This window comes from Rugamonas sp. DEMB1, from assembly GCF_029834475.1.
GTDB lineage: Bacteria > Pseudomonadota > Gammaproteobacteria > Burkholderiales > Burkholderiaceae_D > Rugamonas > Rugamonas rubra.
Genome location: NZ_CP122407.1, coordinates 4,462,151 through 4,488,976 on the forward strand (window position 1 = coordinate 4,462,151; position 26,826 = coordinate 4,488,976).

A 26,826-nucleotide genomic window follows, 5' to 3' on the forward strand; every position below is an offset into this window, starting at 1 on the left:
CGCAGAGCCAGGGTCAGACCCTCAGGGTCTGACCCTAGATTTCCGCCGCTGGGTTTTCTTGACTTGCCCCCCCAAAGACGGCCGCGCCATCCAACGCCTAGCCCGCTAGCGGCGCAGCTTCTTCGGCGCACGCCGCCGCGCCGTGGCGTTCTGCAGTTGCAGCAGCTGGTCGACCCGGCTCGACGCCTCGCGCGACAGCAGCTGCGCCAGCTCGGCGTCGGGGAAGTAGTCGGGCAGGCGGTAGGCCAGCCAGGCGTAGGCCGAGTACAAACGGCAGGTGTCCTCCACCTGCTGCAAATTCAGCTGGCCGATCTGGTTGCGCTCGCCGCCCAGGCGCATCGTCTTCTTGCGCGACAGCGCCGTCGCCCAGCCCTCCCAGGCGTGCTGCAGCGAGGCCACCTTGGTCGACACCGGCACCAGCGACAGCACGAACTTCTCGGCCACCGTCAGCTCCAGCGTGTCGAGCCAGGCGGCGCGGTCGAACTGGTCCTCGGTGATGCGCGGGTAGAAGAAGCCGTCCGGCACGTCGATGTTGTGGACGAAGCGCTTGAGCAGCTTGGCCAGCGCCTGCTCGCCGGTGGCCGCCGCGATGCGGTGCAGGTGCTCCAGCGTGGGCGCCACGGCGAAGCCGTTGGCCTTCAGCGGCACCGGCTTCTCGCGCAGCAGCTCGCGCATCACCTTGTGGGTCTCCTCGTCGTAGCCGGCCACCAGACCCTCCCTCGTGCACGCCGTAGCGGCCGGCGCGGCCGGCGATCTGGCGCGCCAGCGCGGCCGGGATCTCCTCCTCCTCGACACCGTTGTACTTGACCGTGGTGGTCATGACGATGCGGGCGATCGGCATGTTCAGGCCCATGGCGATGGCGTCGGTGCCGACCACCACGTCGGCCTCGCCGTCGCGGAAGCGCTGCGCCTGGGCGCGCCGCACCTCCGGCGACAGGTTGCCGTAGACGGTGGCCACCGACAGGCCCATCTCCGTCACCAGGTCGCACCACTTGAGCACCTCGCGGCGCGAGAAGGCGATCACCGCGTCGCCCCGGCGCAGGTTGCGCACCTTGCGCACCGCCATCGGCTCCATCGCCAGCGGCCCCTTGCGCTTGAGCAGGTGCACCTCGAGCGGACACTCGAGCCGCGCCGCCAGCGCCTCGATGGCGGCGCGCGCCTCGGGCGCGCCGACCAGGTAGACGGTGCGCGCCGGCGCGCCGCAGACGGCGGCGGTCCAGGCGGCGCCACGGTCGCGGTCGCCCAGCATCTGGATCTCGTCGATCACCGCCACGTCGACCGGGGTGCGCGTGTCGAGCATCTCGACGGTGCTGGCGACGTGGCAGGCGCCCGGCGTCAGACGGCGCTCCTCGCCCGTCACCAGGCTGACGGCGAGCGGCTTGCCGTGCCGCTGCACGGCCTGCAGGCGCTCGTAGTTCTCCAGCGCCAGCAGGCGCAGCGGCGCCAGGTAGACGCCGCTGTCGGCCTTGGCCAGCGCCTCGATGGCCTGGTGGGTCTTGCCCGAGTTGGTCGGGCCGAGCAGCGCGATGAAGCGGCGCGGCAGGCGCCGCGCCATCTCGAACGAGGCCGGGTACTCGGCCAGGTTGATGCTCTGCTTGGTGCGCTCGGCGTGGCGCTCCTCCACCTCGCGCTCGACGGCGTGCTCGAAGCGCTGGCGGATCCGGTCGAACACGGCGCCGGCCGGCTCGGCCAGCGGCGTGTCGGCCAGCGCGCGCAGGAAGGGCGCCGGGTCCATCTCGCAGTCCTCGCACAGGCCGAGCAGCTCGGCGACGAAGTCGGCGGCGGCGGCGTGTAGCTCGGCGACGGCGTCGGCGCCGGTGCGCTCGGCCAGCAGCGCGGCGCGCGCCGGGCCGTCGAACTTGCGCCACTTCGACGGCTTGGCCAGCACGCCCTGCGCCGGCACCAGCTCGTAGGGCACCTGGCGGCCGTCGCACTGCACCGTGCCGGAAAAGCGCAGGAACACCCGGCCCTCCATGCGCGCCAGCGAGATGCCGCGCGCCTCCAGGCCGAGTTGGCGGCACAGGTCGTCGTCGTCGCCCTGTTCGGGGTCGTGGCTGGCGTGGGGCGGGAGGGGAATGGGCTGGGTCATGGCGGGCTGGGCAAGTTGATACGCGGCGGATTATAACGCGCCGCGCGCCGCCGCCGGGACGCCACTTGCGGATTCGCCGGAGCGGCGTTACAATAGCGCCCCTCCGGGTCGTTAGCTCAGCTGGTAGAGCAGCGGACTTTTAATCCGTTGGTCGCAGGTTCGAATCCCGCACGGCCTACCACGGATTCAGCAGTACAGAAAAGGGTTAGTGAGCGCAAGCTTGCTAACCCTTTTTGCATCTGCGCGAAAAACATTCCCTCGCCGCAGGGATGGCGCCGCGGCGCCGCAGCTCAGGGCGCGCTGCCGAGGTATTGCTTGACGATCGCGTCGTAGGTGCCGTTGGCGCGGATGATCTTCAGGCCGGCATTGAAGCCGTCGCGCACGCGCGCCTCGCGGAACACCGCCTTGCGCGGGCTTTCCGGGAAGATCCTGTGCTGGGTCACCGCTTGCGTGCCATCGATCTGCGCTTCGAGCTTGCCGCTGAAGTAGCGGAAAATCAAATGGTCGCCCACCACCACGTCGATCCGCCCCATGAAGAGCAGCTTGTCCTGGGTGATCTGCGAGGCATATTCCCTGTAGCCCTGGTGCTTGCTGGCGACCAGGCGGAAGCGTTCGCCGAGCAACATGCTGGCGCTCTGGAACGCCGCCACCGAATAATTCGCCAAGTCCTCGATGCGCCGGATGTCCAGATGGCGGCTGCTGAGCGTGGTCGCGACGTTTTGGTAAACAATATACGTGTCGGTAAAGTAGTCCTGGCCACCGATCCCCTCGTTGGTCGACAGCATGCCGTCGAGCTGGCCGGCGCGCAGCATCAACAAGGCGCGCGTCTGCGGCAGCAACTGGCCGACCAGCTTGTAGCCGCCGGCCGCCAGCGCCTGCTTGGCGATGTCGTAGTCGAGGCCCGCGTCGCCCGACTCCATGATGTAGGGCGGCTTGGGCAGGCCCATGCCGACGTGCACCTCCTGCAGGCCGGCGCCGTGCGCCAGCGCCGCGCCGCTCAACGCGCCAACGCAGGCGACGGCGCGGGCGATGGCGAAGAGCGACCATTTTCCCGGCCGCGCCCGCGACCGTGATAGAACGTGCAACGGCATGCCGCCCCCATGCTGTGGATAGTATTGACACAATACACCAAGCCGGGGGCAGCCCCTGCCGTTGCCGCGCTCAACGCACGAAGGCGCGGATGTAATTGACCAGCGAATGGTCGGCCAGGTCGCGGATGGCGCAGGTGTCGCGCCGCCAGGCCTGCTCGAACAGGTAGCGCAGCCGCGCGCCGGCGCGGTCGTCCTCGATGGCGCCGGCCGCCGGTCCCTCGCCGTACGGCTTGCCGGCGTGGTCGATGTAGCGCATCGGTTCAATGTGGGTGTAGCCCAGGAAGCCCTCGGGCGGAATGCTGGGGACGATGTCGCAGCAGTTGACGTAGCGCTCGACCGCCGGCGCGTGGAAGCCGGCGGCGAAGGCGTGGTCGCCGACGCGCGGCGAGCCGAAGGTCACCAGGCGCGCGTTGGCCAGGCCGGCGCGCGAGAAGGCCAAGGTGGCCAGGCCGGCGCCCAGGCTGTGGCCGACGAAGCACAGCCGCGTCGCCGGGTTGGCGAGCAGCCAGGCCTGCACCGAGTCCCACACGCTGTCGAGCGCCTTGACGAAGCCGGTGTGCACCATGCCGCCCTGCGGCCAGGGCTGCAGGCAGATGTCGGCGTCGGTGCCGATGTCGGTCGGGTCGCCCGGCTGGGTGCCGCGAAACACCACGTAGGCGTCCTGGCCGTCGCGCGAGACGACGGCATAGCCCTGGGTGCTGCTGCGCCGGGTGGCGAAGGTGTGCGCCCGGCCCAGCCCGGCAAGGGCCAGCGCGTCTTGCAGGGCCTTCTGCTCGGCGTCGCCGTCCTCGAAGCGCAGGTAGGACAGGCGCGCCAACTCGGCGCAAACGGCCGGCGCCGGCAAAACGCCGGCGCCGCCGAAGAAGGTGGCATGCAGTTCCGGCCGCAACAAAGCGTCGCGTGTAGCGTCATAATTCATCGATAATCCCCTCGAATGGATGGACAGACAAGGGTAGGCAGTTTTCCCGTCCACATAGACGCACATTGTAACGTTTTCAAATATACAACTGAATAGCAGCGCTTCCCCTTCTGCCCCACACCATCGCCGCCGGCGACGCCGCCTAGGCGCGGCCTAGACCGCGCGCAGGATCGCTTGCGCCGACGGGCGCGCCGCCGCGCCGGCCCGCGCCACGCGGCGCGCGCCGGCCGCCACCACCACCGAACCGGCCAGTTTGAACACGCCGACCACCCGGCTCAACTGCACCGCCTGCTCCTCCAGCGAGCCGGCGGCGGCGGCGGCCTCCTCCACCAGGGCGGCGTTCTGCTGGGTCACGGTGTCGATCTGCACGATGGCCTGGTTGACCTGCTCGAGCCCGGCGCTCTGCTCGCGGGTGGCCGCCGTGATGTCGGCGACGATGGCGGCCACGCCGCGAATGCTCACCACCACCTCGTCCATCGTCAGTCCGGCCTGGTCGACCAGGCGCGCGCCCTGCGCCACCTGGTCGACCGAGGCGGAAATCAGCACCTTGATCTCCTTGGCGGCGGTGGCCGAACGCTGCGCCAGGTTGCGCACCTCCGAGGCGACCACGGCGAAGCCGCGGCCCTGCTCGCCGGCCCGGGCCGCCTCGACCGCCGCGTTCAGCGCCAGGATGTTCGTCTGGAACGCGATGCCGTCGATGACGCCGATGATGTCGACGATCTTCTGCGACGAGGCGTTGATCATGCCCATCGTCTCGACCACCTGCGAGACGGCGCCGCCGCCCTTGACGGCGACGGCCGAGGCGGCGATCGCCAACTGGTTGGCCCGGTGCGAATTGTCGGTGTTTTGCTTGACGGTGCTGCTCAACTCCTCCATCGACGAGGCGGTCTCCTCGAGCGAACTGGCCTGCTGCTCGGTACGCACGGACAGGTCCATATTGCCGGTGGCGATCTCGCCGGACGCCGTGCTGATGGTCTCCGTGCTGGCGCGCACCTGTTCGACGATGCCGATCAGGCTCTCGTTCATCTCCTTCATCGCCTGCAACAGCTGGCCGGTCTCGTCGCTCGAGTCCACCTCGATGTGTTGGCTCAGGTCGCCGGCGGCGACCGTCCGGGCGATCTGCACGGCGCGCCGGATCGGCGTGGTGATCGAAACGGTGGTGTACCAGGCGATGACGACGCCGAGCAGCACGGCGGCTGCGCTGAGCAGCAGCATCCACAGGCGCGCGGTGCCGTAGCTTTCCTTGGCGGCCGCCTCGTCCTGCCCGCTCTTGGCCCTTTGCAGGACGATGAATTGCTCGATCGCCTCCTGCCACTTGGCGGTGGCGGGGCCGGCCTGGTCGAGAAGGAACTTGGGCGCCGCCGCCTTGTCTGTGCGGCTGAGCTCGGCAAACTTGTCGTTGAGCGCGCGCGCCGCCAGTTGGTCGTCGTGGATCTTGGCGACGAAGTCGCGGCCGGCCTGGTCCAGCCGCATCTTCTGCAGCGTGTCGAAGGCCGTGTTGTAGCGCGAGCGCGCCTCGTCGATCTTCTTGTGCTCCTGCTCGGCCCGCGCGGCGTCGTCGAGCAGCGCGATGGTGCGCACGACGCGGGACACGATATGGGTCGACTTGGACATCTCCTCGAGCAAACCGATCTTGTAGGAATTGACGTCGACGATGTGGTGGAGCTGCTCGTTGGAGCGGTGCATGCCGGCCACACCAAGCACGGCCACGCCAACCAGCAGCAGCAGGATCGCGGCGTAGCCGACGGCCAGACGCACACCAATTTTCAAGTTTGCGATTCGCATTTGAATTTCCTTCGAGGCAATAATTATGGACGAACAGGTTTACAGATCGGACGGGAGGGGGAGAGACAATTCGATGGATCGATGAAGGTATCTTGCCGCGGAAATTGACCAATATCAACAAACTTATAAAAAATTGCCGAATGTGTGTTTTTTGTGTTTTTCAATAAAATCAATGTTCCCGCCGGGGCGGTCTAAGGCACAGGCCGCCCCTCCTGTCACTTGTCGGTCATATTTGGCGAGTACATTCACTCTGATCTCCAGGCCGCCAACCCCGCCGCCTGGCAGCCGACCATTCAGACGAAGGACGCCACCGTGAACTTGCAAGACCAGGAAATACTCAGCCGCATCCACCGCGACATCGCCGACAGCTACGACGAGGAGCTCGAACTGGAGCTGGAGGACCACCTGGAGGACGCCTACGCGGACCCGGCCGGCGGCCGCAGCGAGGCCGACAAGGCGGCGCGGCGCGCCTACTTCCGCGAGCTGTTCCGCCTGCAGGCCGAGCTGGTCAAGCTGCAGGACTGGGTGGTCGCCACCGGCCACAAGGTGGTGATCCTGTTCGAGGGCCGCGACGCCGCCGGCAAGGGTGGCGTCATCAAACGCATCACCCAGCGCCTCAATCCGCGCGTCTGCCGCGTCGCCGCCCTGCCCGCCCCCAACGACCGCGAGCGCACCCAGTGGTATTTCCAGCGCTACGTGTCGCACCTGCCGGCCGCCGGCGAGATCGTGCTGTTCGACCGGAGTTGGTACAACCGCGCCGGCGTCGAGCGGGTGATGAACTTCTGCACCGACGAGCAGTACGAGGAGTTCTTCCGCACCGTGCCCGAATTCGAACGCATGCTGGCGCGCTCGGGCATCCAGCTGGTCAAGTACTGGTTCTCCATCTCCGACGAGGAGCAGCACCTGCGCTTCCTCGGCCGCATCCACGACCCGCTCAAGCAGTGGAAGCTGAGCCCGATGGACCTGGAGTCGCGCCGCCGCTGGGAGGAGTACACCAAGGCCAAGGAGATCATGCTCGAACGCACCCACATCCCCGAGGCGCCTTGGTGGGTGGTGCAGGCGGTCGACAAGAAGCGCGCCCGCCTCAACTGCATCCACCACCTGCTGCAGCAAATGCCCTACGAGGAGGTGGCGCGCAGCAGCATCGACCTGCCGCAGCGCGAGCGCCACGACGACTACGAGCGCCAGCCGGTGCCGCAGGAAATCCTGGTGCCGGAAATCTACTAGGCGGCGGCCGGCGGCTAAGAAGGGTCAGACCCTAGGGTCTGACCCTGGATCTCGGCCTCTGGGTGGTTTGGAAGCCGCCGGCACCTTGAGGGGGCGGCATGGGCGGCGGACGCCCGTCACGCGGCCGTCACGATCTTGCGCTACACTGGGGGCCGCCCAAATTCCACCCAGACAAAATCGCATATGACCCGGAAACTCCCCGCCCCACAACACCTGCTGAGCGCCCTGGTGCTGGCCTCCTGCATGGGCGGCGCCAACGCCGCCACCGCCGACAGCAAGCCGGCCGCCGCCAAGCCGGCCGCCAGCGCCGCCGCGCAACCGAAACTGATCCTGGTGCTGGTGGTCGACGGCCTGCCGCAGGAACAGGTGCAGCGCTACCGCGAGCAGTTCGGCCAGGGCGGCCTGCGCCGCCTGCTCGACCAGGGCGCCTGGTTCAGCAACGCCCACCAGGCCCACGGCATCACCGTCACCGCCATCGGCCACGCCGCCGTGTTGTCCGGCGCCTACCCCTACCAGCACGGCGTGGTCGGCAACAACTGGATCGACCCTGTCAGCCACGAGCAGGTCTACTGCACCGAGGACAGCGCCCACCGCTACATCGGCGAGGAGACCAAGGCGCACGACGGCACCTCGCCGGCCAAGCTGCGCGTCGACACGCTGGGCGACCAGCTGCGCTACGCCAGCGGCAACCGCGCCAAGGTGGTGGCCGTGTCCGGCAAGGACCGCGGCGCGATCCTGCTCGGCGGCAAGAGCGGCACCGCCTACATGTACATGGACAAGACCGGCAACTTCGCCAGCAGCAGCTACTACATGCAGTCGCACCCGGAATGGGTGCAGCGCTACCAGGCCGGCAAGCCGCAGGACCGCTACTACGGCAAGACCTGGCGTCCGCTGCTGGCCGACGCCGCCTACGCCGGCGACGCCAGCGAGGATCTGGTCCAGGCCAAGCCCGGCGTGGCCACCCGCTTCCCCTTCTCCTATTACAGCGACAACGGCCAGCTCGACGCCGACTACTACAACCGCCTGAAGGGCAGCCCCTTCCTCGACGAGCTGACCCTGGACTTCGCCCGCGCCGCCGTGGCCGGCGAGAACCTGGGCAACAACCCGGCCGGCGTGCCCGACCTGCTCGGCGTGAGCCTGTCGGCGCACGACTACGTCAACCACGCCTTCGGCCCGGAAAGCAAGATGTCGCACGACCACTTGCAACGGCTGGACCGCATGCTGGCCAGCTTCTTCGGCTACCTCGAGCAGCGCGTCGGCATGGACAACGTGGTCGTCGTGCTGACCGCCGACCACGGCTTCCCCAACACGCCGGAGTTCTCGCAGGGCCAGCACATCGACTCGCAACGGGTCGACGGCGACAAGATGGTGGCGGCGCTGAACGCCCAGCTGGAGGCCAAGTTCAAGGCCGGCAAGCTGGTCACCAGCTGGTCGCTGCCGAATCTGCACCTGGACTACGCCGCCGTGGAAAAGGCCGGCCTGAAACGCGACGAGGTGGAGAACGCCGCCGCCCGCTTCCTGCTCGACACCAAGGGCATCGCCCAGGTCTACACCCGCACCCAGTTGGAGGCCAACGGCGCCGGCGAGACGCGCATGGGCACGCTGATGCGGCGCGCCTGGCACCGCCAGATCTCCGGCGACCTGATGGTGGTCACCAAGCCCTACTGGTACTTCGGCAAGGGCGGCAGCGGCACCTCGCACGGTTCGCCCTACGCCTACGACACCAACGTGCCGCTGATCATCATGGGCAAGCGGTGGATCAAGCCGGGCGCCTACAGCCAGTACGCCGAGGTGGTCGACATCGCGCCGACCCTGGCCCACCTGCTGCGCGTGCGGCCGCCGGCCGCCGCCGAGGGCCGCGTGCTGACCGAGACGCTGCGCTAAGCCGGCCCGCCCCACGGGGCGGCCGCGCACGATAAAAACCAACTGCCGGCGGCGGCCGCCTAGGCGGGCTACTCGACGCGCAGCACGCGCGGCCGGCGGTGGGCGCCGTCGATGTCGAGGTAGATCGCGCCCAGCAGGCCGCGCTGCAGTGTCGCGGCGGGGCTGTCGGCGTCGAGCACGTCGTCGCTGCCGTCGACCACGCGCCACAGCTGGCCGTTGGCCAGACGTATCGTCTGGTTGGCCACCCAGCCGTCGAAGCGGCCGGCGACGCGGGTCGTCAGCGAGGCCAGTCGCAGCGCCTGCAGCGCCGGCGGCTCCTTGCCGAAGGCCTGCTCCAGCTGCTCGCGGCTGGGCGCCTGGGCCGGCGCGGCGAACGGCGCGCCGGCGTTGGCGCCGGCCGCCGGCCCGCTGCCGGCCGGCGCGACGACAATCGCGTTGTAGCAGGCCAGGCGCTGCGGGCCGTCCGGCAGCGCGCGGCAACTCAGCAGCGCGGCGTCGTCGGCCAAGGCCGCGCCGGACGCCAGCAACAACATCAGCGCCGTCCTCATTTCAGCCTCGCCACGCGCGGCGCGTGGTTGGTGCCCTCGATCTCCAGATAGTGGCCCGAGCCGAGCAGGCCGCGCACCACCTTCACCTTCGGGTTGTGCAGGTCGAGCACGGCCTGGCTGTCGTCGCTGACCCGCCACACCTGGCCGTTGGCCAGGCGTATCGTGCCGCGCGGACCCCAGCCGTCGAAGTCGCCCTCGATATGGCTGTCGAGCGACTTCACCTGCTCCTGCTCCGCCTTGGGCGCGCGGTTCTCCAGGCCGAAGCGCTCCTGCTGCTGCTGGATCGACAGCGCGCCCGTGGCGGGCGCCGTGGCGGGCGCGGCGGCGCGCGGCGCGCCCAGCTCGATGGCGTCGTAGCAGGCCAGGCGGCCGGCGCCGGCGGCGATGGCGCGGCAGCGCGACATCGCCGCGTCGTCGGCGGCGGTGGCGGCGGCGCTGCCGGCAAGTAGTAACAGGCCAAACAATGTTCTCATCGAGGTGCTTTCCTTTTCATCTGCGGCGCCCTGCCGGCGGTCGCCCAGGGTCGCAGCGATTATAGCGCCGGGCTGGACAAAAGGGGGCGGCCGCCGGACGCCGATACAGCCGCGCCGGATATCCATATGCGGAAATATTCCTCGCCACGCCGTTGGCCGCCGCGCCACGGCGCGGTACAGTGGAGGCCGCCAACGTGCGCACCGGCCCGATAGGCGATAAAATGCCCGACAATCCCAGAACCCAAGGCCGCCCATGGCAATCTATGTAGTCCTCAACCTGCTGGCCGCGCTGGCCGTGCTCGCCTTCCTCTACCGCCAGCAGCGGCGCCACGCCTCGTTCTCGCTGCGCGTGTTCAGCGGCCTCGGCCTGGGCATCGTGCTCGGCGCCGGCCTGCAGGCGCTCTACGGCGCCGGCGCGCCGGTGCTGGCCAGCACCGGCGAGTACCTCGACATCGTCGGCAGCGGCTACGTCAAGCTGCTGCAGATGGTCGTCATGCCGCTGATCATGGTGTCGATCATCTCCGCCGTGCTCAAGCTGAAGAACGCCCGCTCGCTGGGCAAGATCAGCGCGCTGACCATCGGCACGCTGATGCTGACCACGCTGGTGGCGGCCGGCATCGGCATCCTGATGGCCAAGCTGTTCGGCTTGAGCGCCGTCGGCCTGACCGCCAGCGCCGCCGAGGTGGCGCGCGGCGCCTACCTGCAGGGCTCGGTGGCCACCGCCAAGGCGATCTCGCTGCCCGGCATGCTGCTCAGCTTCATCCCGGCCAACCCCTTCCTCGACATGACCGGCGGGCGCAAGACCTCGACCATCGCGGTGGTGGTGTTCTCGCTGTTCATCGGCATCGCCGCCACCGGCATCCACGCCAAGCAGCCGGCCGTGTTCGCCTCGTTCGAGCAGTTCGTCAAGGTCGCCCACGCCATCGTCATGCGCATCGTCACGCTGGTGCTGCGCCTCACCCCCTACGGCGTGTTCGCCCTGATGGCCCAGGTGGTGTCGAGCTCGAGCTACGCCGACATCCTCAAGCTGATCAGCTTCGTGCTGGCCTCCTACAGCGCGCTGGCGCTGATGTTCGGCGTGCACCTGGCGCTGGTCGCCGGCGCCGGCCTGAACCCGCTGCGCTACGTCAAGAAGATCCTGCCGGTGCTCACCTTCGCCTTCACCTCGCGCACCAGCGCCGGCTCGATCCCGCTCAGCGTGCAGACCCAGGTGCAGCGCCTCGGCACGCCCGAGGGCATCGCCAACTTCGCCGCCTCGTTCGGCTCGACCATCGGCCAGAACGGCTGCGCCGGCATCTACCCGGCCATGCTGGCGGTGATGATCGCGCCCACCGTCGGCGTCGACCCGTTCACGCTGGCCTTCATCGGCCCGCTGCTGGCCATCGTCACCATCGGCTCGGTCGGCGTGGCCGGGGTCGGCGGCGGCGCCACCTTCGCCGCGCTGATCGTGCTGTCCGCGCTGGACCTGCCGGTGGCGCTGGCCGGCCTGCTGATCTCGATCGAACCGCTGATCGACATGGGCCGCACCGCCCTCAACGTCAGCGGCTCGATCACCGCCGGCACCCTGACCAGCCGCCTGCTGGGCGAGACCGACATGGCCGTGTTCAACGCCGACGCCGAGCTCAGCGTCGACAGCGAGGGCGACGCCAGCCGCGCCGCCTGAGCGGCGGCCCGGCCCCGCACGGGGCCGCGCCGCGCCGGCGGCAACATCGCCGCGGCGCCGGGCGCGGGCATTTCCGCGCCACAAATCTTCCTTTTCGCCTAGCATGGGCATTCTTGGCCGCGCACCGTCCGGCGCGCCGCCCCCACTGCGAAGCGAAAGGAAAACACCATGAACACCATGACCTCCCTGCCCCGTCGTTCCACCCTCCTGCTCGGCGCTGCCCTGGTGGCCGCGCTGCTCGGCGCCTGCCGCGACCGGTCCACCGACGAGGTGCCGGCCAACACCACGCCCAACACCAACAACGCCACGCCGGCCACGCCGGTGCCGGCGCCGGAAGCGACACCGGCACCGGCGCCCGAGACAACGCCGGCACCGACCACCCCGCCCGCCGAGGACAAGAGCACCACGCCGCCGCCAAGCGGAAAATAAGGATCGTGGCGCGCCGCCGCCAGCACCCGCCGCCGCCCGCCATGTCAGCGCGCCGGTCGATGCCCTTGCTGCCGTGGTCCGGCAGCAACGCGCCTTGACGTCGGCCTGGCCCATGCGCTTGCGCTACTCCAGCGGCGGCGCGACGGTGTCCGTCCCGACTGTATTTGCTACCGATTGGGCCGGCTGCGCAGCACCGCCATTGCCCCTATCAGAATAGTCCCGGCAAGAACAGCATTGAACAAGTACTCCAGCATCCCATCGGCAATTGATGCGAACGGACGAATCTGATTGATAAAAACAGGCAGGAACGATACAGCCATGAAAAACGCGTAAGACCAATTTTTAGGCCTGGCCACCATGAAACGCCGGCAAAAGAGCAGCAGGACGACGAGTATGGGAACATGGACCAACCAAACGAACGCAGCCGACGCCACCCCGCCGAAGGAAAACAGATCACGCAAAAATATCGACAGATCGGATCGGAGCAACGGATAGAACCAGAACATGATCAACGATGCGGCAAAAGCTCCCCCCACTCCCCCGATGAGGGACGAAAGGAAAATCATTAAGCCACGTCGTGCCATCTTCATCTCCATATTGTCGACTTATGCAACGAGGACTTACCTGCGTTTGCCCTGACAAAACGCGCTCACTCCTCATCCCGTCAATTCCCGGAATACTCACACATAGCGGCTGTATAGTTCCAACGTCCACCAAGATCAAGGCAGCCATCGATGGCAAATTCACGCCCAATCCAATGCCCGGCAACAATGGCCACAGCTACAACAATCAGCAAAGGCAGTATCCTCAGTTTTCTCACAAGTTGCCCACCGCGTCGTAGGCGAAGCTGCGCGACGCCCCGCCGCCGCCCCAGTAGGCCAGGCGGTTGCTCTGCGCGTCCGGCGTGACGGTGTAGTTGACGCCCTTCCGGCTCTGGCTGTTGCGGTTGCCCGCCGGGTCGTAGCCGAAGCCCTGCGCGTCGCCGGCGCGCTGCACGGCGTTCAGCCGCGTCGCCGCGTCGTAGCCCAGCGTGGCGCTCATGGCCGGGTTCGCGCCGTCGGTCAGCGAGTTGATCGCGTCGGCCCGGTTGTAGCCGAAGTCGAGCTTGTGGACGGCGCCGCCGGCCAGTTGGCTGATGCGGCCGTCGTTGTCGAGCGTCACCAGGCGCGGCAGGCCGTTGCCGAACTTCCAGCCGTAGAGCGTCCCGCTCGCCGGCTGGTAGAGCATGGAACTGGCCAGCGTCGCCCAGGTGCCGCCGAGGTTGCTGGCGATGCTGGCCAGGCGGCCGTAGCCGTCGTAGCCGTAGGTCAACACCAGCCCGGCGGGATAGCTCATGGTTTGCGGCCGGCCGGCGGCGTCGTAGGTCCAGGAGGTGGTGTGGCTGCTGCCGGCGCCGTTGGCGACGATGCTCGTCGCCTGCGACGCCAGTTGGCCGTCGGCCTTGTAGGTGTAGACGGTTTGGCCGGTCGCGTCGCTCATCGAGCTCAGGTGGCCCAGGCCGTAGGCGCCCTGGTCGTACACGAAGCTGTCGGTGCGGCCGCCGCCGCTGCGCGAGGTCATCCGGTTCAGGGCGTCCCAGCCGTAGGCGACCGTCTTGCCGTCGGCCCGCGTCTCGCTGGCGACGCGGCCGGCCAGGTCGTAGCGGTAGCTGGTCAGGCCGGTGTCGGGGCTGGTTTGGCTCAGCTTGTCGCCAAAGCCGTTGTAGGTGAAGCTGGTCTGCAAGGGGCGCGGATCGCGCACCCATTCCAGGTTGCCGGCGCCGTCGTAGTGCAACTGCGTCACGCCGCCGTCCGGCGCGGTCTCCTTCACCAGCCGTTGCTGCCCGTCGTACTCGTACACCGTGGCGTGGCCCTCGGCGTCCGTGCGGGACAGCAGGTTGCCGTTGGCGTCGTAGCGGTACTCCACCCGCTGGCTGTTGTTGCCGCTCATCGTATAGGGCCGCCCCAGGGAGTCGAGCGCCGTACTGGCGCTGAACTCGCCCGGCGTGCCGCCGTTCGGGCGGAAGTCGTAGTCGTACTCGATCCGGCGCTGTTCGCCGCTGGCCAGGTCGGTCGTCGCGCTTTCCAGGCGGCCGTGGGCGATGGCGGTATCGAGCGTCAACCGATGCCTTCAGCCGCGCTACTTCGGCGCTACCAGCTTGCCGCCGATTTTTTCGCAGCTGCCTTTCGCCACGTATTTCCAGTACTTGCCGCCGAGATCGGCATGGGCCTGGCCGGCGCAGCTGTGCACGCCCGCGACAGCTGCGCAATCGTTTTGCCCCGCCTTGGCAACGCCAAAGCACTTTTCCATCTTGGCGACGTCCTTGTTTCTATCCCGCTCTTTCTTGCGGGAAACCGCAGGCGTCAGCTCTTGGTCGGTGACCTCCGCCGCGCTCGCGGCGCAACATGCCGCCAGCACGGCGGCAAGCAACAAACTCTTATCTTTCATGTCATTTCTTTCAAAAAATACTTATTGCGGATGGATCAGTTTTCGCCCCCCAGCAGCTCTCGGGGCTCCGGCCGGACTGTGCTTGCTACCGATTGCGTCGACTGTGCAGCACCGCCATTGTTCCTAAAAAAATAGTCCCGGCAAGAACGCTATTCAGTATGTACTTCAGCACGCCATTGGCAATTGATGCGAGGATGCGAGCAAATGAATCCGAGAGAATCCCCGACCTTCGTTACCTATCGCGTATCCGCTTTAGATTGTCTAACGCGACTTCACGCCAACTTCCATTTTTCATTCCATTCACACGGTGCTCCAGCGTCGCCATCAGCTGATTGTCCCCATGCACGTCATATGTTCCAAGTTCCTGCATTCTGAGCAGCGCATAGCCTATATCCCGAACGGTCAAATCATCTGCAGCTTCAAGGAGATTTTCTCTTAATAGAACTGCTCCACGCTCCCCTTCGCCTGCGAACAAGGACGCAAATTCGAGTCTAGGTGGATGAGTTCCATGACTGGCGCAAATAAGAACGTCGTATTTTTTCCCCAATGGAAATGTTGCGAATTCGCGCTGCGCCCGCGCGATGTCGTAAAAAAATTCGTAGCCGACGCTCGCGCAATAGTGCTCAACTGAGCCAGCAAATGCGCAACTTAGTTGAGCCAGCGACAACAGAATTACTGAGGCCATTGTTGCTTTCTGTCTAGCTATGGGCAGCCGCACGAAGCACCTCCATTTTTCGATAGTTTGTCAACGATCCGGCTCGTCATTTGATAGGCCGGGCCAGTCGTACTTGTTATTCTCATAACCGTTTCGAATCGACTCCAGCCCATAAGAGAACCATGTCATTCCATTGCGATACTGCCCAACGTGAACAAGTTCATGCCCCAATATCGCCATTCCTCCAACCGTCTTCGAATCATATACTCCAGGTCTGAAATAGATATCATTCCCACGAGTAATACCCGCCATATTCTTGCTCAAATAGCTAGGGACTTCACCGTCATGGAGGTCGGCACTATCCAAATCGACTTGGGGAATATCGAAGCCGGACATAACGTTCTTCTCGCATTCCGTTAGCGGGCGAAGGCCGGAAGGGTCAACTCTGCCGATAGGGTTCCCTCCGACATATGCATACGTATTGATCCCCCCCGCCAGCCCAATCGGATCGCTCTGGATATACCGCCCGAGCGCGGCGTCATAGTAGCGATGCCAGTTGTACCAGAGCCCCGTCTCGCCATCATAATACTGCCCGGGGAAGCCCAGGTTCAAGCCGCCGACGCTGTCGAGCGCCACGCGGCGGTCGAACGCCGCGTTCTCGGCGCGCCACACCACGGCCGCGCCGTTGTTGGTCAACACCTCCGGCCGGCCCAGCTGGTCGTTGTGGCTGGCGTAGAACTGGCCGCCGCGCGCGATGCCGAGCAACTGCCCGCCCAGCCACACATAGCTGGTGCTCTGCGCGCCCACCTCGGCGAGCAGCCGGCCGTCCGCCGCGTAGACATACTTGGTGGCCACGCCCGCCGCCACCTTGTAGGCGCGCTGGTCGAAGCCGTTGCTGCCGTAGTCCGCCACCAGGGCGCCGTTGACGTAGGCCCGGTCCATGCGGTTGAACGGCCCGTAGGCATAGCCGCGGCTGCCATCCTGGCGCGTCTCCGCCGCCAGGTTGCCCACCGCGTCGTAGGCGAAGCTGCGCGACGCCCCGCCGCCGCCCCAGTAGGCCAGGCGGTTGCTCTGCGCGTCCGGCGTGACGGTGTAGTTGACGCCCTTCCGGCTCTGGCTGTTGCGGTTGCCCGCCGGGTCGTAGCCGAAGCCTTGCGCGTCGCCGGCGCGCTGCACCGCGTTCAGCCGCGTCACCGCGTCGTAGCCCAGCGTGGCGCTCATGGCCGGGTTCGCGCCGTCGGTCAGCGAGTTGATCGCGTCGGCCCGGTTGTAGCCGAGGTCGAGCTTGTGGACGGCGCCGCCGGCCAGTTGGCTGATGCGGCCGTCGTTGTCGAGCGTCACCAGGCGCGGCAGGCCGTTGCCGAACTTCCAGCCGTAGAGCGTCCCGCTCGCCGGCTGGTAGAGCATGGAACTGGCCAGCGTCGCCCAGGTGCCGCCGAGGTTGCTGGCGATGCTGGCCAGGCGGCCGTAGCCGTCGTAGCCGTAGGTCAACACCAGCCCGGCGGGATAGCTCATGGTCTGCGGCCGGCCGGCGGCGTCGTAGGTCCAGGAGGTGGTGTGGCTGCTGCCGGCGCCGTTGGCGACGATGCTCGTCGCCTGCGACGCCAGTTGGCCGTCGGCCTTGTAGGTGTAGACGGTTTGGCCGGTCGCGTCGTTCATCGAGCTCAGGTGGCCCAGGCCGTAGGCGCCCTGGTCGTACACGAAGCTGTCGGTGCGGCCGCCGCCGCTGCGCGAGGTCATCCGGTTCAGGGCGTCCCAGCCGTAGGCGACCGTCTTGCCGTCGGCCCGCGTCTCGCTCACTAGGCGGCCGGCCAGCTCGTAGCGGTAACTGCTCAGGCCGGTGTCGGGGCTGGTTTGGCTCAGCTTGTCGCCAAAGCCGTTGTAGGTGAAGCTGGTCTGCAAGGGGCGCGGATCGCGCACCCATTCCAGGTTGCCGGCGCCGTCGTAGTGCAACTGCGTCACGCCGCCGTCCGGCGCGGTCTCCTTCACCAGCCGTTGCTGCCCGTCGTACTCGTACACCGTGGCGTGGCCCTCGGCGTCCGTGCGGGACAGCAGGTTGCCGTTGGCGTCGTAGCGGTACTCCACCCGCTGGCTGTTGTTGCCGCTCATCGTATAGGGCCGCCCCAGGGAGTCGAGCGCCGTACTGGCGCTGAACTCGCCCGGCGTGCCGCCGTTCGGGCGGAAGTCGTAGGCGTACTCGAGCCTGCGCTGTTCGCCGCTGACCAGGTCGGTCGTCGTCGCGCGTTCCAGGCGGCCGTAGGCGATGGCGGTATCGAGCGTCAACGAATGCCGTCAGCCGCGCTACTTCGGTGCGACCAGCTTGCCGCCGATTTTTTCGCAGCTGCCTTTAACCACGTATTTCCAGTCCTTGCCGCCGAGATCGGCATGGGCCTGGCCGGCGCAGCTATGCACACCGGCGACAGCCGCGCAATCGTTTTGCCCCGCCTTGGCGACGCCGAAGCACTTCTCCATCTTGGCGACGTCCTTGTTCCTATCCCGCTCCTTCTTGCGGGAAACCGCAGGCGTCGGCTCTTGGTCGGTGACCTCCGCCGCGCTCGCGGCGCAAAATGCCGCCAACACGGCGGCAAGCAACAAACTCTTATCTTTCATATCATTTCTTTCAAAAAATACTTAGTACGGATGGATCAGCTTGCGCCCCCAGCAGCTCTCGGGGGCTCCGGCCGGACTGTGCTTGCTAGCGATTGCGTCGGCAGTGCAGCACCGCCATTGTCCCTATCAAAATAGTCCCGACAAGAACGTTCTTCAGTAGATATCAAGCTCCCTGATTATGTTCGTTCGTCAGAACTTTTCCACTCCTGTTGAGTCAAACCTATCAGGATGGCAGAGCCACTGAGGGGGACGATGATGACGATCAACGGGATTCAGTTTCAGAAGGGGCTGTCGCTGCCTGCGTTCTTGCGCGACTACGGCACCGAGGAGCAATGCGAGGCGGCGTTCATCAAGGCGCGGTGGCCACAGGGATTCATTTGCCCTTGCTGCGGCCATGGCGCCGCTTACGAATTCAAGCGGCGGGAACTGCGCTACTGGCAGTGCGGCGCCTGTCGGCATCAAACCAGCCTGCGTGCCGGAACGGTGATGGAACATGGCCGCCTGCCGTTGACGAAGTGGTACTTGGCGATCTACCTGGTGACGCAGTCGAAGACGAACATCGCCGCGCTGGCCATGATGCGGCAGCTGGGCATCTCCTGGAAGGCCGCCTGGCTGCTCAAGCACAAGCTGATGGAGGTGATGGCCCAGCGCGAGGCCGATCGGCCGCTGCGGGGCGATGTCCGGGTCGATGACGCGTATCTGGGCGGCGAGCGTACCGGTGGCGGCCCAGGACGCGGCTCGTCGAACAAGGTGGCCTTTGTCGCCGCCGTTGAGATGTGCGAAGGGAGGCCGCAGCGCGTGCGCTTCGATCCGGTGGCCGGGTTCTCGTTCAAGGCACTGACGCCCTGGGCGCGCTTGGCTGTGGCGCCGGGAAGCTGCGTCTTGTCCGACGGGCTGCTGGGTTTCGAAGTGCTCGAAAAGCTGGGCTATACGCACAAGGTGGTGCTGGCGCCGCGCGGTAAGGCGGGCACGGAGATCGAACCGTTCAAATGGCTCAACGTCTTGTTGGGGAACCTGAAAACGGCCCTGTCCGGGACGCACCACGCGTTTAAATTCGCGAAGTATGCCCGGCGATACCTCGCCGAGGTCCAGTATCGCTTCAACCGCCGCGCCGACATGGCCGCCATGGTGCCGCGATTGGCGGTCGCGCTGGCACAGACGAGGCCGTGCCCGAAACGGTTGGTGCTGGGAAAGGCTGATGTAAGAACATAATCAGGTCAAGCTGCAATGTTCAAGCTTGCCTCCCACTTTTTCCTCTCTTTGATATATGAGGAAGGTTCTACTGCATCCACGGGTCCGCGTTCAGGACGACGGGCACGTAGCAGGCTGAGGCGGAACGCCAGTTAGAAGACTGGTTAAACATTTGGCGCCAGGCTTGTCTCGCTTTTCTTGAAGATATTTAATAACCCGTTCCTGCCGAGTACGGTCAAAACGGGTCTTAAAAAAAATGACGTATTCTTTTTGGAACCCAGGATCGCCAAAAAGTGCCCCCTCCAACGCCCATACCTCTTCAAGTGCAGGCACCTGCCGCTGCCGGCTCAGAGCAAATAGGGCAGACACCGCCTGCAAATCGCCTTGCCCGGCCAACTCCGTCAATTTTTTCTCTTGCGCGTTAATTTCATCGCAATCCGAGACAGGCAAGATTAAGAAAGTTCCACCCAGCGCTAGGACCAATAATCCAATGCCAACGATCACTCTGCGGCGCATTGTTAACCTCCCTCACCAAACTCAATATACTTACCTGGCCATAGGGGGATAGTCCTTTGAGTACGTGGAATATTCCAGGAATGCCACGGTCCAAGATCTCGCTTTCCCCAAGTAAGGGCGCGTGAGTTTGGCGCGGACACATTACTTCTAAAATTTTTCGCTATGTTTTCACCTGCGCCCGTCAGACAAGCATCCAAAACGACTTTCATTCCGGGTTTCCACATGCCGCTGCCCTCAATTTGCTTAGCGAGTTCTTTGGCATTCCATCCGTTAGCAGAATTTGGGGATCCATGCGAATAGATGCTGAGGGTACCGGAAATATCTGGAGCAGCTGCAGCTGCTGCGTAGTTGAGATCGGAGGACGGTAACAGTATCCATTTTTCCAAACCAAGTGGATCAACGAAGGTCAAGGGATTGCCCTCAACATAGGCATAGGTGTTCACACCACCAGCCAGCCCGATAGGATCGCTCTGGATGTACCGCCCACCTGACGCGCTTCTCCCTAAATTTCGCTACTTCCCCTAGTCGAATCAGTCGCTTGTAGCTGCTAAATTCAGATGCCGTTCCCGCATCGTTGCGAGTTCTCCTAGACATGCATTCTGGCTTGCGCGCGCGAGACAAGGCATTTCTGTGGGCATCTCGACCGGAACTAGCCCCCGTCCCGCAATACAGTTCAACGGCAAAATCGAATTTCACCGCGTTCGTTCGCAATGATGAAAATCGAATCTGCCTTGACCGACAAAAATTCCATCGGCTTGGCTTCTGGTCGATACTTCTTGCATTCCTCGACCGCTCCTAGCCTCTCTATCTTCTTCATCATCTGCTCACGTTGTTCAATTTGTCCATCATTAAATCCCACTGCCCTATAGGAAGCTCGAGTTTCCGTAAAAATAATGCCAATACCAAATCCGAAAATAACGAACAAAACAATTGGCAAAATATATGCACCACGAGGCCAAGTACGCATAATGTTCCTTAATTTCCGCAACTGCAGCGACGAATAACTGAGACTTGACCTGACCGAAATCCCCAATCATTTTCCACGACGCCCTTGGTTGAAGCTGAAATTGTTCGACCCGGGCCACTTATGATACCGACATGTCCATTTGAGGCGATCAAATCTCCGCTCCGCCCTACGGAAACAACCGGCCAATTCGGAACAGAGTAGTTCGGGGTGGACAAGCTTTGGGCGCCAGGCGGATTTTTTCCAAACAGTTGTGCAAGCGCCCCCCCTCCAATATTCGGAAGGTCGTACCCAGCCGCTTCGTATTGAGTATCGGCAAAGAGATTGCATTTATACGTGTTTTCCCCGAATCCGGAGTTGACATCCGAACGATCTGCAGCCTTACTCCAGTCCCGCTTATCAGCGCGCGCAGCCGCAAGCACAGCTGCAGGGTTTCCGCAGGCACACAAGCCATCCGGATCAATGGAACTCAACGGATTGCCACCGACATACGCATAGGTATTAGTTCCACCGGCGAGCCCGATCGGATCGCTCTGGATGTACCGCCCCAGCGCGGCGTCATAGTAGCGATGCCAGTTGTACCAGAGCCCCGTCTCGCCATCATAATACTGCCCGGGGAAGCCCAGGTTCAAGCCGCCGACGCTGTCGAGCGCCACGCGGCGGTCGAACGCCGCGTTCTCGGCGCGCCACACCACGGCCGCGCCGTTGTTGGTCAACACCTCCGGCCGGCCCAGCTGGTCGTTGTGGCTGGCGTAGAACTGGCCGCCGCGCGCGATGCCCAGCAACTCTCCGCCCAACCACACATAGCTGGTGCTCTGCGCGCCCACCTCGGCGAGCAGCCGGCCGTCCGCCGCGTAGACATACTTGGTGGCCACGCCCGCCGCCACCTTGTAGGCGCGCTGGTCGAAGCCGTTGCTGCCGTACTCCGCCGCCAGGGCGCCGTTGACATAGGCCCGGTCCATGCGGTTGAACGGCCCGTAGGCGTAGCCGCGGCTGCCGTCCTGGCGCGTCTCCGCCGACAAGTTGCCCACTGCGTCGTAGGCGAAGCTGCGCGACGCCCCGCCGCCGCCCCAGTAGGCCAGGCGGTTGCTCTGCGCGTCCGGCGTGACGGTGTAGTTGACGCCCTTCCGGCTCTGGCTGTTGCGGTTGCCCGCCGGGTCGTAGCCGAAGCCCTGCGCGTCGCCGGCGCGCTGCACCGCGTTCAGCCGCGTCGCCGCGTCGTAGCCCAGCGTGGCGCTCATGGCCGGGTTCGCGCCGTCGGCCAGCGAGTTGATCGCGTCGGCCCGGTTGTAGCCGAAGTCGAGCTGGTGGACGGCGCCGCCGGCCAGTTGGCTGATGCGACCGTCGCGGTCGCGCGTCATCAGGCGCGCCCTCAACCGCGCTACTTCGGCGCGATCAGTTTGCCACCGATTTTTTCGCAGCTGCCCTTCACCACGTACTTCCAGTCCTTGCCGCCGAGATCGGCATGGGCCTGGCCGGCGCAGCTGTGCACGCCGGCGACAGCCGCGCAATCGTTTTTCCCCGCTTTGGCGACGCCAAAGCACTTCTCCATCTTGGCGACGTCCTTGTTCCTATCCCGCTCCTTCTTGCGGGAAACCGCAGGCGTCGATTCCAGATCGGTGACCTCCGCCACGCTCGCGGCGCAACATGCCGCCAGCACGGCGGCAAGCAATAAGCGCTTATCTTTCATGTCGTTTCTTTCAAAAAGTACTTCGTGCGAGTGGATCAGTTTGCGCTGCCCCGGCAGCTCTCGGGGTTACGTACGGACTGCGTTTGCTACCGACTGAGTCGGCTGTGCAGCACCGACATTGTCCCTATCAAAATAGTCCCGGCAAGAACGCTGTTCAGTAAGTACCAGTTGGCACTGTCCCCGATCCATGCATTAATGTGGTCACTGGCCCTGACCACGCGCATTTACCTTTGCGCGCACGGCGGTGGTTTATCCAGGTTTGCCTTGATCATCTCTAGCAAACATGGCGCGCCGGGCATTGCGCGCTTTTCCTCTATGATCTGTATAATTCGTTGTCGTTGAGTTTCACTAAAGCGCATCCGAAAAAACTCAACATATTCCTTTTGAAAGCCTAAGTCACCAAGCAGAGCTCCCTTCAGTGCCCAGTATTCCTCTTCTGCTGGTATTCCTCGCTGCTTACCCAAAGCAGAAAGTGCGGATACAGCCTCCAGCTCCCCTGCAAATGCCCTTTCAATCAATTTCACTTCTTGCGGATCGGCATCGTCACCGCAGTCCGATCTTAGAAGTAAAAAAATTACCCCGGCCACCGCCAGCAGAGAAAGTCCTATTATAATTTTCCGCGCCCGGCCCATTACTTCCCTCCCGGAGTATAGACATTCCAACTCCCTGGAAAGAGAGGAACCGTAAGCTCGGTCCAAGGAATATTTACCGAATGCCACACACCCATATCCGTCTTTCCAGAAGTGAGCGTACGAGCAGTAGGTGCTATTACAGTCGCATTCAAATTCGCCGACAGATCTTTTGCTATATTAAAATCTCCTTTGCCAGTGTTGCACGCATCAAGCTTGATTGACATACCCGCGTTCCACACTCCACTCTCCTTAATGCGGCTTGCTAACGCCGCTGCATTCATCCCGTTGACGCGCTGTTGATTCCCATGCGCGAAAATCGTTAGTTGGCCCACCACGTCTGGTGCCGCGACAGCTGCCGCATAATTTCCATCTGTGGTAGGTAACAGGATCATCTTCGCTAGTCCGATGGGATCCACGTTACTAACCGGATTACTGCCGACATAGGCATAGGTGTTGGCACCACCCGCCAGCCCGATCGGATCGCTCTGGATATACCGCCCCAGCGCGGCGTCATAGTAGCGGTGCCAGTTGTACCAGAGCCCCGTCTCGCCATCATAATACTGCCCGGGGAAGCCCAGGTTCAAGCCGCCGACGCTGTCGAGCGCCACGCGGCGGTCGAACGCCGCGTTCTCGGCGCGCCACACCACGGCCGCGCCGTTGTTGGTCAACACCTCCGGCCGGCCCAGCTGGTCGTTGTGGCTGGCGTAGAACTGGCCGCCGCGCGCGATGCCGAGCAACTCTCCGCCCAACCACACATAGCTGGTGCTCTGCGCGCCCACCTCGGCGAGCAGCCGGCCGTCCGCCGCGTAGACGTACTTGGTGGCCACGCCCGCCGCCACCTTGTAGGCGCGCTGGTCGAAGCCGTTGCTGCCGTACTCCGCCGCCAGGGCGCCGTTGACATAGGCCCGGTCCATGCGGTTGAACGGCCCGTAGGTGTAGCCGCGGCTGCCGTCCTGGCGCGTCTCCGCCGCCAGGTTGCCCACCGCGTCGTAGGCGAAGCTGCGCGACGCCCCGCCGCCGCCCCAGTAGGCCAGGCGGTTGCTCTGCGCGTCCGGCGTGACGGTGTAGTTGACGCCCTTCCGGCTCTGGCTGTTGCGGTTGCCCGCCGGGTCGTAGCCGAAGCCCTGCGCGTCGCCGGCGCGCTGCACCGCGTTCAGCCGCGTCGCCGCGTCGTAGCCCAGCGTGGCGCTCATGGCCGGGTTCGCGCCGTCGGTCAGCGAGTTGATCGCGTCGGCCCGGTTGTAGCCGAGGTCGAGCTTGTGGACGGCGCCGCCGGCCAGTTGGCTGATGCGGCCGTCGTTGTCGAGCGTCACCAGGCGCGGCAGGCCGTTGCCGAACTTCCAGCCGAAGAGCGTCCCGCTCACCGGCTGGTAGAGCATGGAACTGGCCAGCGTCGCCCAGGTGCCGCCGAGGTTGCTGGCGATGCTGGCCAGGCGGCCGTAGCCGTCGTAGCCGTAGGTCAACACCAGCCCGGCGGGATAGCTCATGGTCTGCGGCCGGCCGGCGGCGTCGTAGGTCCAGGAGGTGGTGTGGCTGCTGCCGGCGCCGTTGGCGACGATGGTCGTCGCCTGCGACGCCAGTTGGCCGTCGGCCTTGTAGGTGTAGACGGTTTGGCCGGTCGCGTCGCTCATCGAGCTCAGGTGGCCCAGGCCGTAGGCGCCCTGGTCGTACACGAAGCTGTCGGTGCGGCCGCCGCCGCTGCGCGAGGTCATCCGGTTCAGGGCGTCCCAGCCGTAGGCGACCGTCTTGCCGTCGGCCCGCGTCTCGCTGGCGACGCGGCCGGCCAGGTCGTAGCGGTAACTGGTCAGGCCGGTGTCGGGGCTGGTTTGGCTCAGCTTGTCGCCAAAGCCGTTGTAGGTGAAGCTGGTCTGCAAGGGGCGCGGATCACGCACCCATTCCAGGTTGCCGGCGCCGTCGTAGTGAAACTGCGTCACTCCGCCGTCCGGCGCGGTCTCCTTCACCAGCCGTTGCTGCCCGTCGTACTCGTACACCGTGGCGTGGCCCTCGGCGTCCGTGCGGGACAGCAGGTTGCCGTTGGCGTCGTAGCGGTACTCCACCCGCTGGCTGTTGTTGCCGCTCACCGTATAGGGCCGCCCCAGGGAGTCGAGCGCCGTGCTGGTGCTGAACTCGCCCGACGTGGCGCCGACCGGCGTGCCGCCGCTCAGGGTGGGGACTTTGCGCTCGGAATTCTGGCGCACGTTGTTCTGCGCCACGTCGATCGCGGTGCGCGCGTACTTGAGTTCGGCGTCGCCGACATACTCGACCCTGCCGCTGGCGGTGTAGCGCTGGTGCAGCGCCGTGCCGTCGGGATAGACGATGTCGGTGAGCTGGTGGTCGTGGTTGTAGGCCAGCTTGCTCACCCGGTTGCCTGTCGGCAGCTTGACGGTGACCGTGCGCAGGTTGCCGTTGGGGTCGTATGTATAGTCGGTGTTGACGCCGTTCAGGTCCACGTACGTTCCCGGCTGGCCGAGCCCGTTGTGGTTCGCCCAGAAGACCGCTTGGCCCAGGCGGTTGACATAGCTGGTCCGATTGCCCCAGCTGTCGTAGGCCATGGCCTCGGTTTCGCTGCCGCCGGCCAGCACGCGTGTGAGCTGCCGGCGCGCTATGGCGCCGTTCGGGTGGAACTCGTAGGCGTACTCGATCCTGCGCCGTTCGCCGCTGACCAGATCGGTCGTCGTCGCGCTTTCCAGGCGGCCGTAGGCGATGGAGGTAATTTTATACACGTAGTTCGACCGCAGATAGGCAATCCCGGAGGAGTCGCGATACTCGGCCTCCACGATATCGTCGCCGTTCCATTTATAGGCGACGGTCGACTTGGCGGTGGAGCCCGCCGCGTAGGTGACCGACAGTTTCCTGCCCTCAGCATCGTAGTCGTACTCGGTTCTGTTGCCCGCCCAATCGACGGTGTAGTCGAGGTTGCCATTGCCGTCGTAGCGCGTCGTGGCGGCGGCGTACGGGCAGGTGGTGGTGCCGTCGCGCGTGATTTGCACCACCCGCTTGGCGTCGCCCGCCGTCTCGAAGGAATATTCTGTCTTCTGGTTCCTGGCGTCGCGCACCTGGGTATAAGTCGGCCCGTAGACGAAACGTTCAAGCTCCTCGCCGCCGGCCAGGCCGCTCTCACTGACCCGCTTGTCGGCGTAATAACGGTAGGTGCTGTAGCGCACGCCATTGAGCGAGATTCCCGTCAGCAGCGTGGGGTCGCTGTCCTCGTAGTGATAGCTGCGAACGTCGGCCGGTGTGCCGAGGCCGTTCGCGGGCGACGTCACCGTGGTCAGCATGCCGTTGGCATTGTAATCGTAGGACCAGATTTTTCCGCTCGGGTCGTTGACTTTGCTGACCTTGCCGTTCGCCCCATAGGTGAATTGCACCGACTGCCCCAGCACGTTGCTGACCTGCGCCAGGCGGGTCACCGAGGTCGTTTTATCATATTCGAAGCGCAGGCTTTCCGCACCAGAATTGTCCGTCACCTTCTCGATCAAGCCGCGGTTTGAATAGGAGTAGTCCTTCTTGTTCCGATAAAGCACCCAACCTCGACCAAAGTTGTATTCAAGCTCGCCGGCGGCCGCATTTTCGTTCCTGTAGGAGTAGGTGCGCGTGTCGCCATCGGTGGCGACATAGTCAAAGATATATTTTGCACCGGCGGCATCGGTAAAGGCGGCGCTTACCGGGACGCAGTCGCCCAATGGCGTTCTGTTGCAGTTCTCGAAGGTGAAGCCCAGTTTGGGCAGCTCCAGGCTGGACAACCAGTTGGCGCCGAACATGCCCCCGACCGCCTGCTTGCTGCGATAGGTGCGCGACAAAACGAGGCCGTACTCGCTACCGGCGGAAAAATCCAATTCGTTCTTGTATTTTTCTCCCGTGGCGACGATGACCGGGTGTTTGGTCGTTGGATTGCCACATTCGGCAGGTTTGGTGTTTTCGACGGCGTTGTCGGCCATGTTCGCCGATCCCATACCGCCATCCTGAGCACCACCGTCATTCAAAAGCAAACGATTATAGTTCCCCTTAATCAATACACTAGTGTACCTAATCG

General features: G+C 64.9%; 23 protein-coding genes, 1 tRNA gene and 1 pseudogene. 6 read left to right on the forward strand and 19 right to left on the reverse strand.

Annotated elements, in window-relative coordinates; genetic code table 11:
* Positions 1 to 105 precede the first annotated feature (105 nt).
* A pseudogene (locus QC826_RS20595) lies at positions 106 to 2,089 on the reverse strand (helicase-related protein).
* A gap of 105 nt (positions 2,090 to 2,194) precedes the next feature.
* Here QC826_RS20595 and QC826_RS20600 point away from each other — a divergent pair.
* Positions 2,195 to 2,270: transfer RNA gene (locus QC826_RS20600), tRNA-Lys, on the forward strand.
* Between the two features lie 109 nt (positions 2,271 to 2,379).
* Here the strand turns inward: QC826_RS20600 and QC826_RS20605 are convergent.
* The 3 genes from QC826_RS20605 to QC826_RS20615 all read right to left on the reverse strand — a co-directional run bounded on the left by QC826_RS20605 (position 2,380) and on the right by QC826_RS20615 (position 5,884).
* A complete protein-coding gene (locus QC826_RS20605; RefSeq protein ID WP_279762227.1) occupies positions 2,380 to 3,180 on the reverse strand; it encodes an ABC transporter substrate-binding protein in 801 nt (266 codons plus the stop codon).
* A 70-nt stretch (positions 3,181 to 3,250) separates the two neighbouring features.
* Entirely contained in the window at positions 3,251 to 4,099 is an 849-nt protein-coding gene (locus QC826_RS20610; protein ID WP_279762228.1) for a lipase family protein, read from the reverse strand.
* 153 nt (positions 4,100 to 4,252) lie between these two features.
* Complete coding sequence (locus QC826_RS20615; protein ID WP_279762229.1) at positions 4,253 to 5,884, reverse strand: methyl-accepting chemotaxis protein; 1,632 nt, start codon at positions 5,882 to 5,884, stop codon at positions 4,253 to 4,255.
* 318 nt (positions 5,885 to 6,202) lie between these two features.
* Here QC826_RS20615 and ppk2 point away from each other — a divergent pair, with 318 nt between their 5' ends.
* Both ppk2 and QC826_RS20625 read left to right on the forward strand, forming a co-directional pair.
* A complete protein-coding gene (ppk2, locus tag QC826_RS20620) occupies positions 6,203 to 7,111 on the forward strand; it encodes a polyphosphate kinase 2 (RefSeq protein WP_093390950.1) in 909 nt (302 codons plus the stop codon).
* Positions 7,112 to 7,294: 183 nt separating this feature from the next.
* Positions 7,295 to 8,995: an alkaline phosphatase family protein gene (locus tag QC826_RS20625; RefSeq protein ID WP_279762230.1), complete on the forward strand. Its 1,701-nt coding sequence runs from the start codon at positions 7,295 to 7,297 to the stop codon at positions 8,993 to 8,995.
* 68 nt (positions 8,996 to 9,063) lie between these two features.
* On the opposite strand, the gene QC826_RS20630 is transcribed toward QC826_RS20625, so the two are convergent.
* Together QC826_RS20630 and QC826_RS20635 are read right to left on the reverse strand one after the other, a co-directional pair.
* Positions 9,064 to 9,528, reverse strand: coding sequence for a hypothetical protein (locus QC826_RS20630; protein WP_279762231.1), 465 nt, complete (start codon positions 9,526 to 9,528; stop codon positions 9,064 to 9,066).
* Between the two features lie 11 nt (positions 9,529 to 9,539).
* Positions 9,540 to 10,016, reverse strand: coding sequence for a hypothetical protein (locus tag QC826_RS20635; protein WP_279762232.1), 477 nt, complete (start codon positions 10,014 to 10,016; stop codon positions 9,540 to 9,542).
* Between the two features lie 253 nt (positions 10,017 to 10,269).
* Here QC826_RS20635 and QC826_RS20640 point away from each other — a divergent pair, with 253 nt between their 5' ends.
* On the forward strand, positions 10,270 to 11,679 hold the full coding sequence (locus tag QC826_RS20640) for an L-cystine transporter (RefSeq protein WP_279762233.1): 1,410 nt from the start codon (positions 10,270 to 10,272) through the stop codon (positions 11,677 to 11,679).
* Positions 11,680 to 11,847: 168 nt separating this feature from the next.
* Positions 11,848 to 12,108 carry a hypothetical protein gene (locus QC826_RS20645; RefSeq protein ID WP_279762234.1) on the forward strand — a complete coding sequence of 87 codons (261 nt, stop codon included), beginning with the start codon at positions 11,848 to 11,850 and terminating at the stop codon, positions 12,106 to 12,108.
* 167 nt (positions 12,109 to 12,275) lie between these two features.
* Here the strand turns inward: QC826_RS20645 and QC826_RS20650 are convergent, their stop codons facing one another.
* The 6 genes from QC826_RS20650 to QC826_RS20675 form a co-directional block, all read right to left on the reverse strand.
* Complete coding sequence (locus QC826_RS20650; protein WP_279762235.1) at positions 12,276 to 12,692, reverse strand: hypothetical protein; 417 nt, start codon at positions 12,690 to 12,692, stop codon at positions 12,276 to 12,278.
* Between the two features lie 232 nt (positions 12,693 to 12,924).
* Positions 12,925 to 14,208 carry a hypothetical protein gene (locus QC826_RS20655; RefSeq protein ID WP_279762236.1) on the reverse strand — a complete coding sequence of 428 codons (1,284 nt, stop codon included), beginning with the start codon at positions 14,206 to 14,208 and terminating at the stop codon, positions 12,925 to 12,927.
* An 18-nt stretch (positions 14,209 to 14,226) separates the two neighbouring features.
* On the reverse strand, positions 14,227 to 14,535 hold the full coding sequence (locus QC826_RS20660; protein WP_279762237.1) for a DUF2282 domain-containing protein: 309 nt from the start codon (positions 14,533 to 14,535) through the stop codon (positions 14,227 to 14,229).
* 232 nt (positions 14,536 to 14,767) lie between these two features.
* The gene (locus QC826_RS20665; protein ID WP_279762238.1) at positions 14,768 to 15,253 is read right to left on the reverse strand and encodes a hypothetical protein; all 486 of its coding nucleotides are present in this window, start codon (positions 15,251 to 15,253) and stop codon (positions 14,768 to 14,770) included.
* Positions 15,254 to 15,280: 27 nt separating this feature from the next.
* The gene (locus QC826_RS20670) at positions 15,281 to 17,473 is read right to left on the reverse strand and encodes an RHS repeat-associated core domain-containing protein (protein ID WP_279762239.1); all 2,193 of its coding nucleotides are present in this window, start codon (positions 17,471 to 17,473) and stop codon (positions 15,281 to 15,283) included.
* Between the two features lie 18 nt (positions 17,474 to 17,491).
* Entirely contained in the window at positions 17,492 to 17,800 is a 309-nt protein-coding gene (locus QC826_RS20675) for a DUF2282 domain-containing protein (protein WP_279762240.1), read from the reverse strand.
* A gap of 255 nt (positions 17,801 to 18,055) precedes the next feature.
* Between QC826_RS20675 and QC826_RS20680 the strand changes: the two genes are divergently transcribed.
* Positions 18,056 to 19,012: an IS1595 family transposase gene (locus tag QC826_RS20680; protein ID WP_279766524.1), complete on the forward strand. Its 957-nt coding sequence runs from the start codon at positions 18,056 to 18,058 to the stop codon at positions 19,010 to 19,012.
* Positions 19,013 to 19,102: 90 nt separating this feature from the next.
* Here QC826_RS20680 and QC826_RS20685 read toward each other — a convergent pair whose 3' ends face one another.
* From QC826_RS20685 to QC826_RS20715, 7 genes are all read right to left on the reverse strand, one after another.
* Positions 19,103 to 19,507, reverse strand: a complete 405-nt coding sequence (locus QC826_RS20685) for a hypothetical protein (RefSeq protein ID WP_279762241.1) — start codon at positions 19,505 to 19,507, stop codon at positions 19,103 to 19,105.
* A 2-nt stretch (positions 19,508 to 19,509) separates the two neighbouring features.
* Positions 19,510 to 19,983: an RHS repeat-associated core domain-containing protein gene (locus tag QC826_RS20690; protein WP_279766553.1), complete on the reverse strand. Its 474-nt coding sequence runs from the start codon at positions 19,981 to 19,983 to the stop codon at positions 19,510 to 19,512.
* Between the two features lie 197 nt (positions 19,984 to 20,180).
* Positions 20,181 to 20,474: a hypothetical protein gene (locus QC826_RS20695; RefSeq protein ID WP_279762242.1), complete on the reverse strand. Its 294-nt coding sequence runs from the start codon at positions 20,472 to 20,474 to the stop codon at positions 20,181 to 20,183.
* An 8-nt stretch (positions 20,475 to 20,482) separates the two neighbouring features.
* Entirely contained in the window at positions 20,483 to 21,832 is a 1,350-nt protein-coding gene (locus QC826_RS20700) for an RHS repeat-associated core domain-containing protein (protein ID WP_279762243.1), read from the reverse strand.
* Positions 21,833 to 21,852: 20 nt separating this feature from the next.
* Positions 21,853 to 22,161: a DUF2282 domain-containing protein gene (locus QC826_RS20705; RefSeq protein WP_279762244.1), complete on the reverse strand. Its 309-nt coding sequence runs from the start codon at positions 22,159 to 22,161 to the stop codon at positions 21,853 to 21,855.
* A gap of 224 nt (positions 22,162 to 22,385) precedes the next feature.
* Positions 22,386 to 22,793 carry a hypothetical protein gene (locus QC826_RS20710; RefSeq protein WP_279762245.1) on the reverse strand — a complete coding sequence of 136 codons (408 nt, stop codon included), beginning with the start codon at positions 22,791 to 22,793 and terminating at the stop codon, positions 22,386 to 22,388.
* On the reverse strand, positions 22,793 to 26,746 hold the full coding sequence (locus QC826_RS20715; protein ID WP_279762246.1) for an RHS repeat-associated core domain-containing protein: 3,954 nt from the start codon (positions 26,744 to 26,746) through the stop codon (positions 22,793 to 22,795). The genes QC826_RS20710 and QC826_RS20715 overlap by 1 nt, the downstream gene beginning before the upstream one ends.
* Positions 26,747 to 26,826 lie beyond the last annotated feature (80 nt).

Bases quoted from the DNA above. Each gene is read 5' to 3' on its own strand.
- QC826_RS20605 (WP_279762227.1), bottom strand. From the start codon at position 3,180: ATGCCGTTGCACGTTCTATCACGGTCGCGGGCGCGGCCGGGAAAATGG.
- QC826_RS20610 (WP_279762228.1), bottom strand. From the start codon at position 4,099: ATGAATTATGACGCTACACGCGACGCTTTGTTGCGGCCGGAACTGCAT.
- QC826_RS20615 (WP_279762229.1), bottom strand. From the start codon at position 5,884: ATGCGAATCGCAAACTTGAAAATTGGTGTGCGTCTGGCCGTCGGCTAC.
- QC826_RS20625 (WP_279762230.1), top strand. From the start codon at position 7,295: ATGACCCGGAAACTCCCCGCCCCACAACACCTGCTGAGCGCCCTGGTG.
- QC826_RS20630 (WP_279762231.1), bottom strand. From the start codon at position 9,528: ATGTTGTTGCTGGCGTCCGGCGCGGCCTTGGCCGACGACGCCGCGCTG.
- QC826_RS20635 (WP_279762232.1), bottom strand. From the start codon at position 10,016: ATGAGAACATTGTTTGGCCTGTTACTACTTGCCGGCAGCGCCGCCGCC.
- QC826_RS20640 (WP_279762233.1), top strand. From the start codon at position 10,270: ATGGCAATCTATGTAGTCCTCAACCTGCTGGCCGCGCTGGCCGTGCTC.
- QC826_RS20645 (WP_279762234.1), top strand. From the start codon at position 11,848: ATGAACACCATGACCTCCCTGCCCCGTCGTTCCACCCTCCTGCTCGGC.
- QC826_RS20650 (WP_279762235.1), bottom strand. From the start codon at position 12,692: ATGGCACGACGTGGCTTAATGATTTTCCTTTCGTCCCTCATCGGGGGA.
- QC826_RS20660 (WP_279762237.1), bottom strand. From the start codon at position 14,535: ATGAAAGATAAGAGTTTGTTGCTTGCCGCCGTGCTGGCGGCATGTTGC.
- QC826_RS20675 (WP_279762240.1), bottom strand. From the start codon at position 17,800: ATGAAAGATAAGAGTTTGTTGCTTGCCGCCGTGTTGGCGGCATTTTGC.
- QC826_RS20680 (WP_279766524.1), top strand. From the start codon at position 18,056: ATGACGATCAACGGGATTCAGTTTCAGAAGGGGCTGTCGCTGCCTGCG.
- QC826_RS20685 (WP_279762241.1), bottom strand. From the start codon at position 19,507: ATGCGCCGCAGAGTGATCGTTGGCATTGGATTATTGGTCCTAGCGCTG.
- QC826_RS20695 (WP_279762242.1), bottom strand. From the start codon at position 20,474: ATGCGTACTTGGCCTCGTGGTGCATATATTTTGCCAATTGTTTTGTTC.
- QC826_RS20700 (WP_279762243.1), bottom strand. From the start codon at position 21,832: ATGACGCGCGACCGCGACGGTCGCATCAGCCAACTGGCCGGCGGCGCC.
- QC826_RS20705 (WP_279762244.1), bottom strand. From the start codon at position 22,161: ATGAAAGATAAGCGCTTATTGCTTGCCGCCGTGCTGGCGGCATGTTGC.
- QC826_RS20710 (WP_279762245.1), bottom strand. From the start codon at position 22,793: ATGGGCCGGGCGCGGAAAATTATAATAGGACTTTCTCTGCTGGCGGTG.
- QC826_RS20715 (WP_279762246.1), bottom strand. From the start codon at position 26,746: ATGGGATCGGCGAACATGGCCGACAACGCCGTCGAAAACACCAAACCT.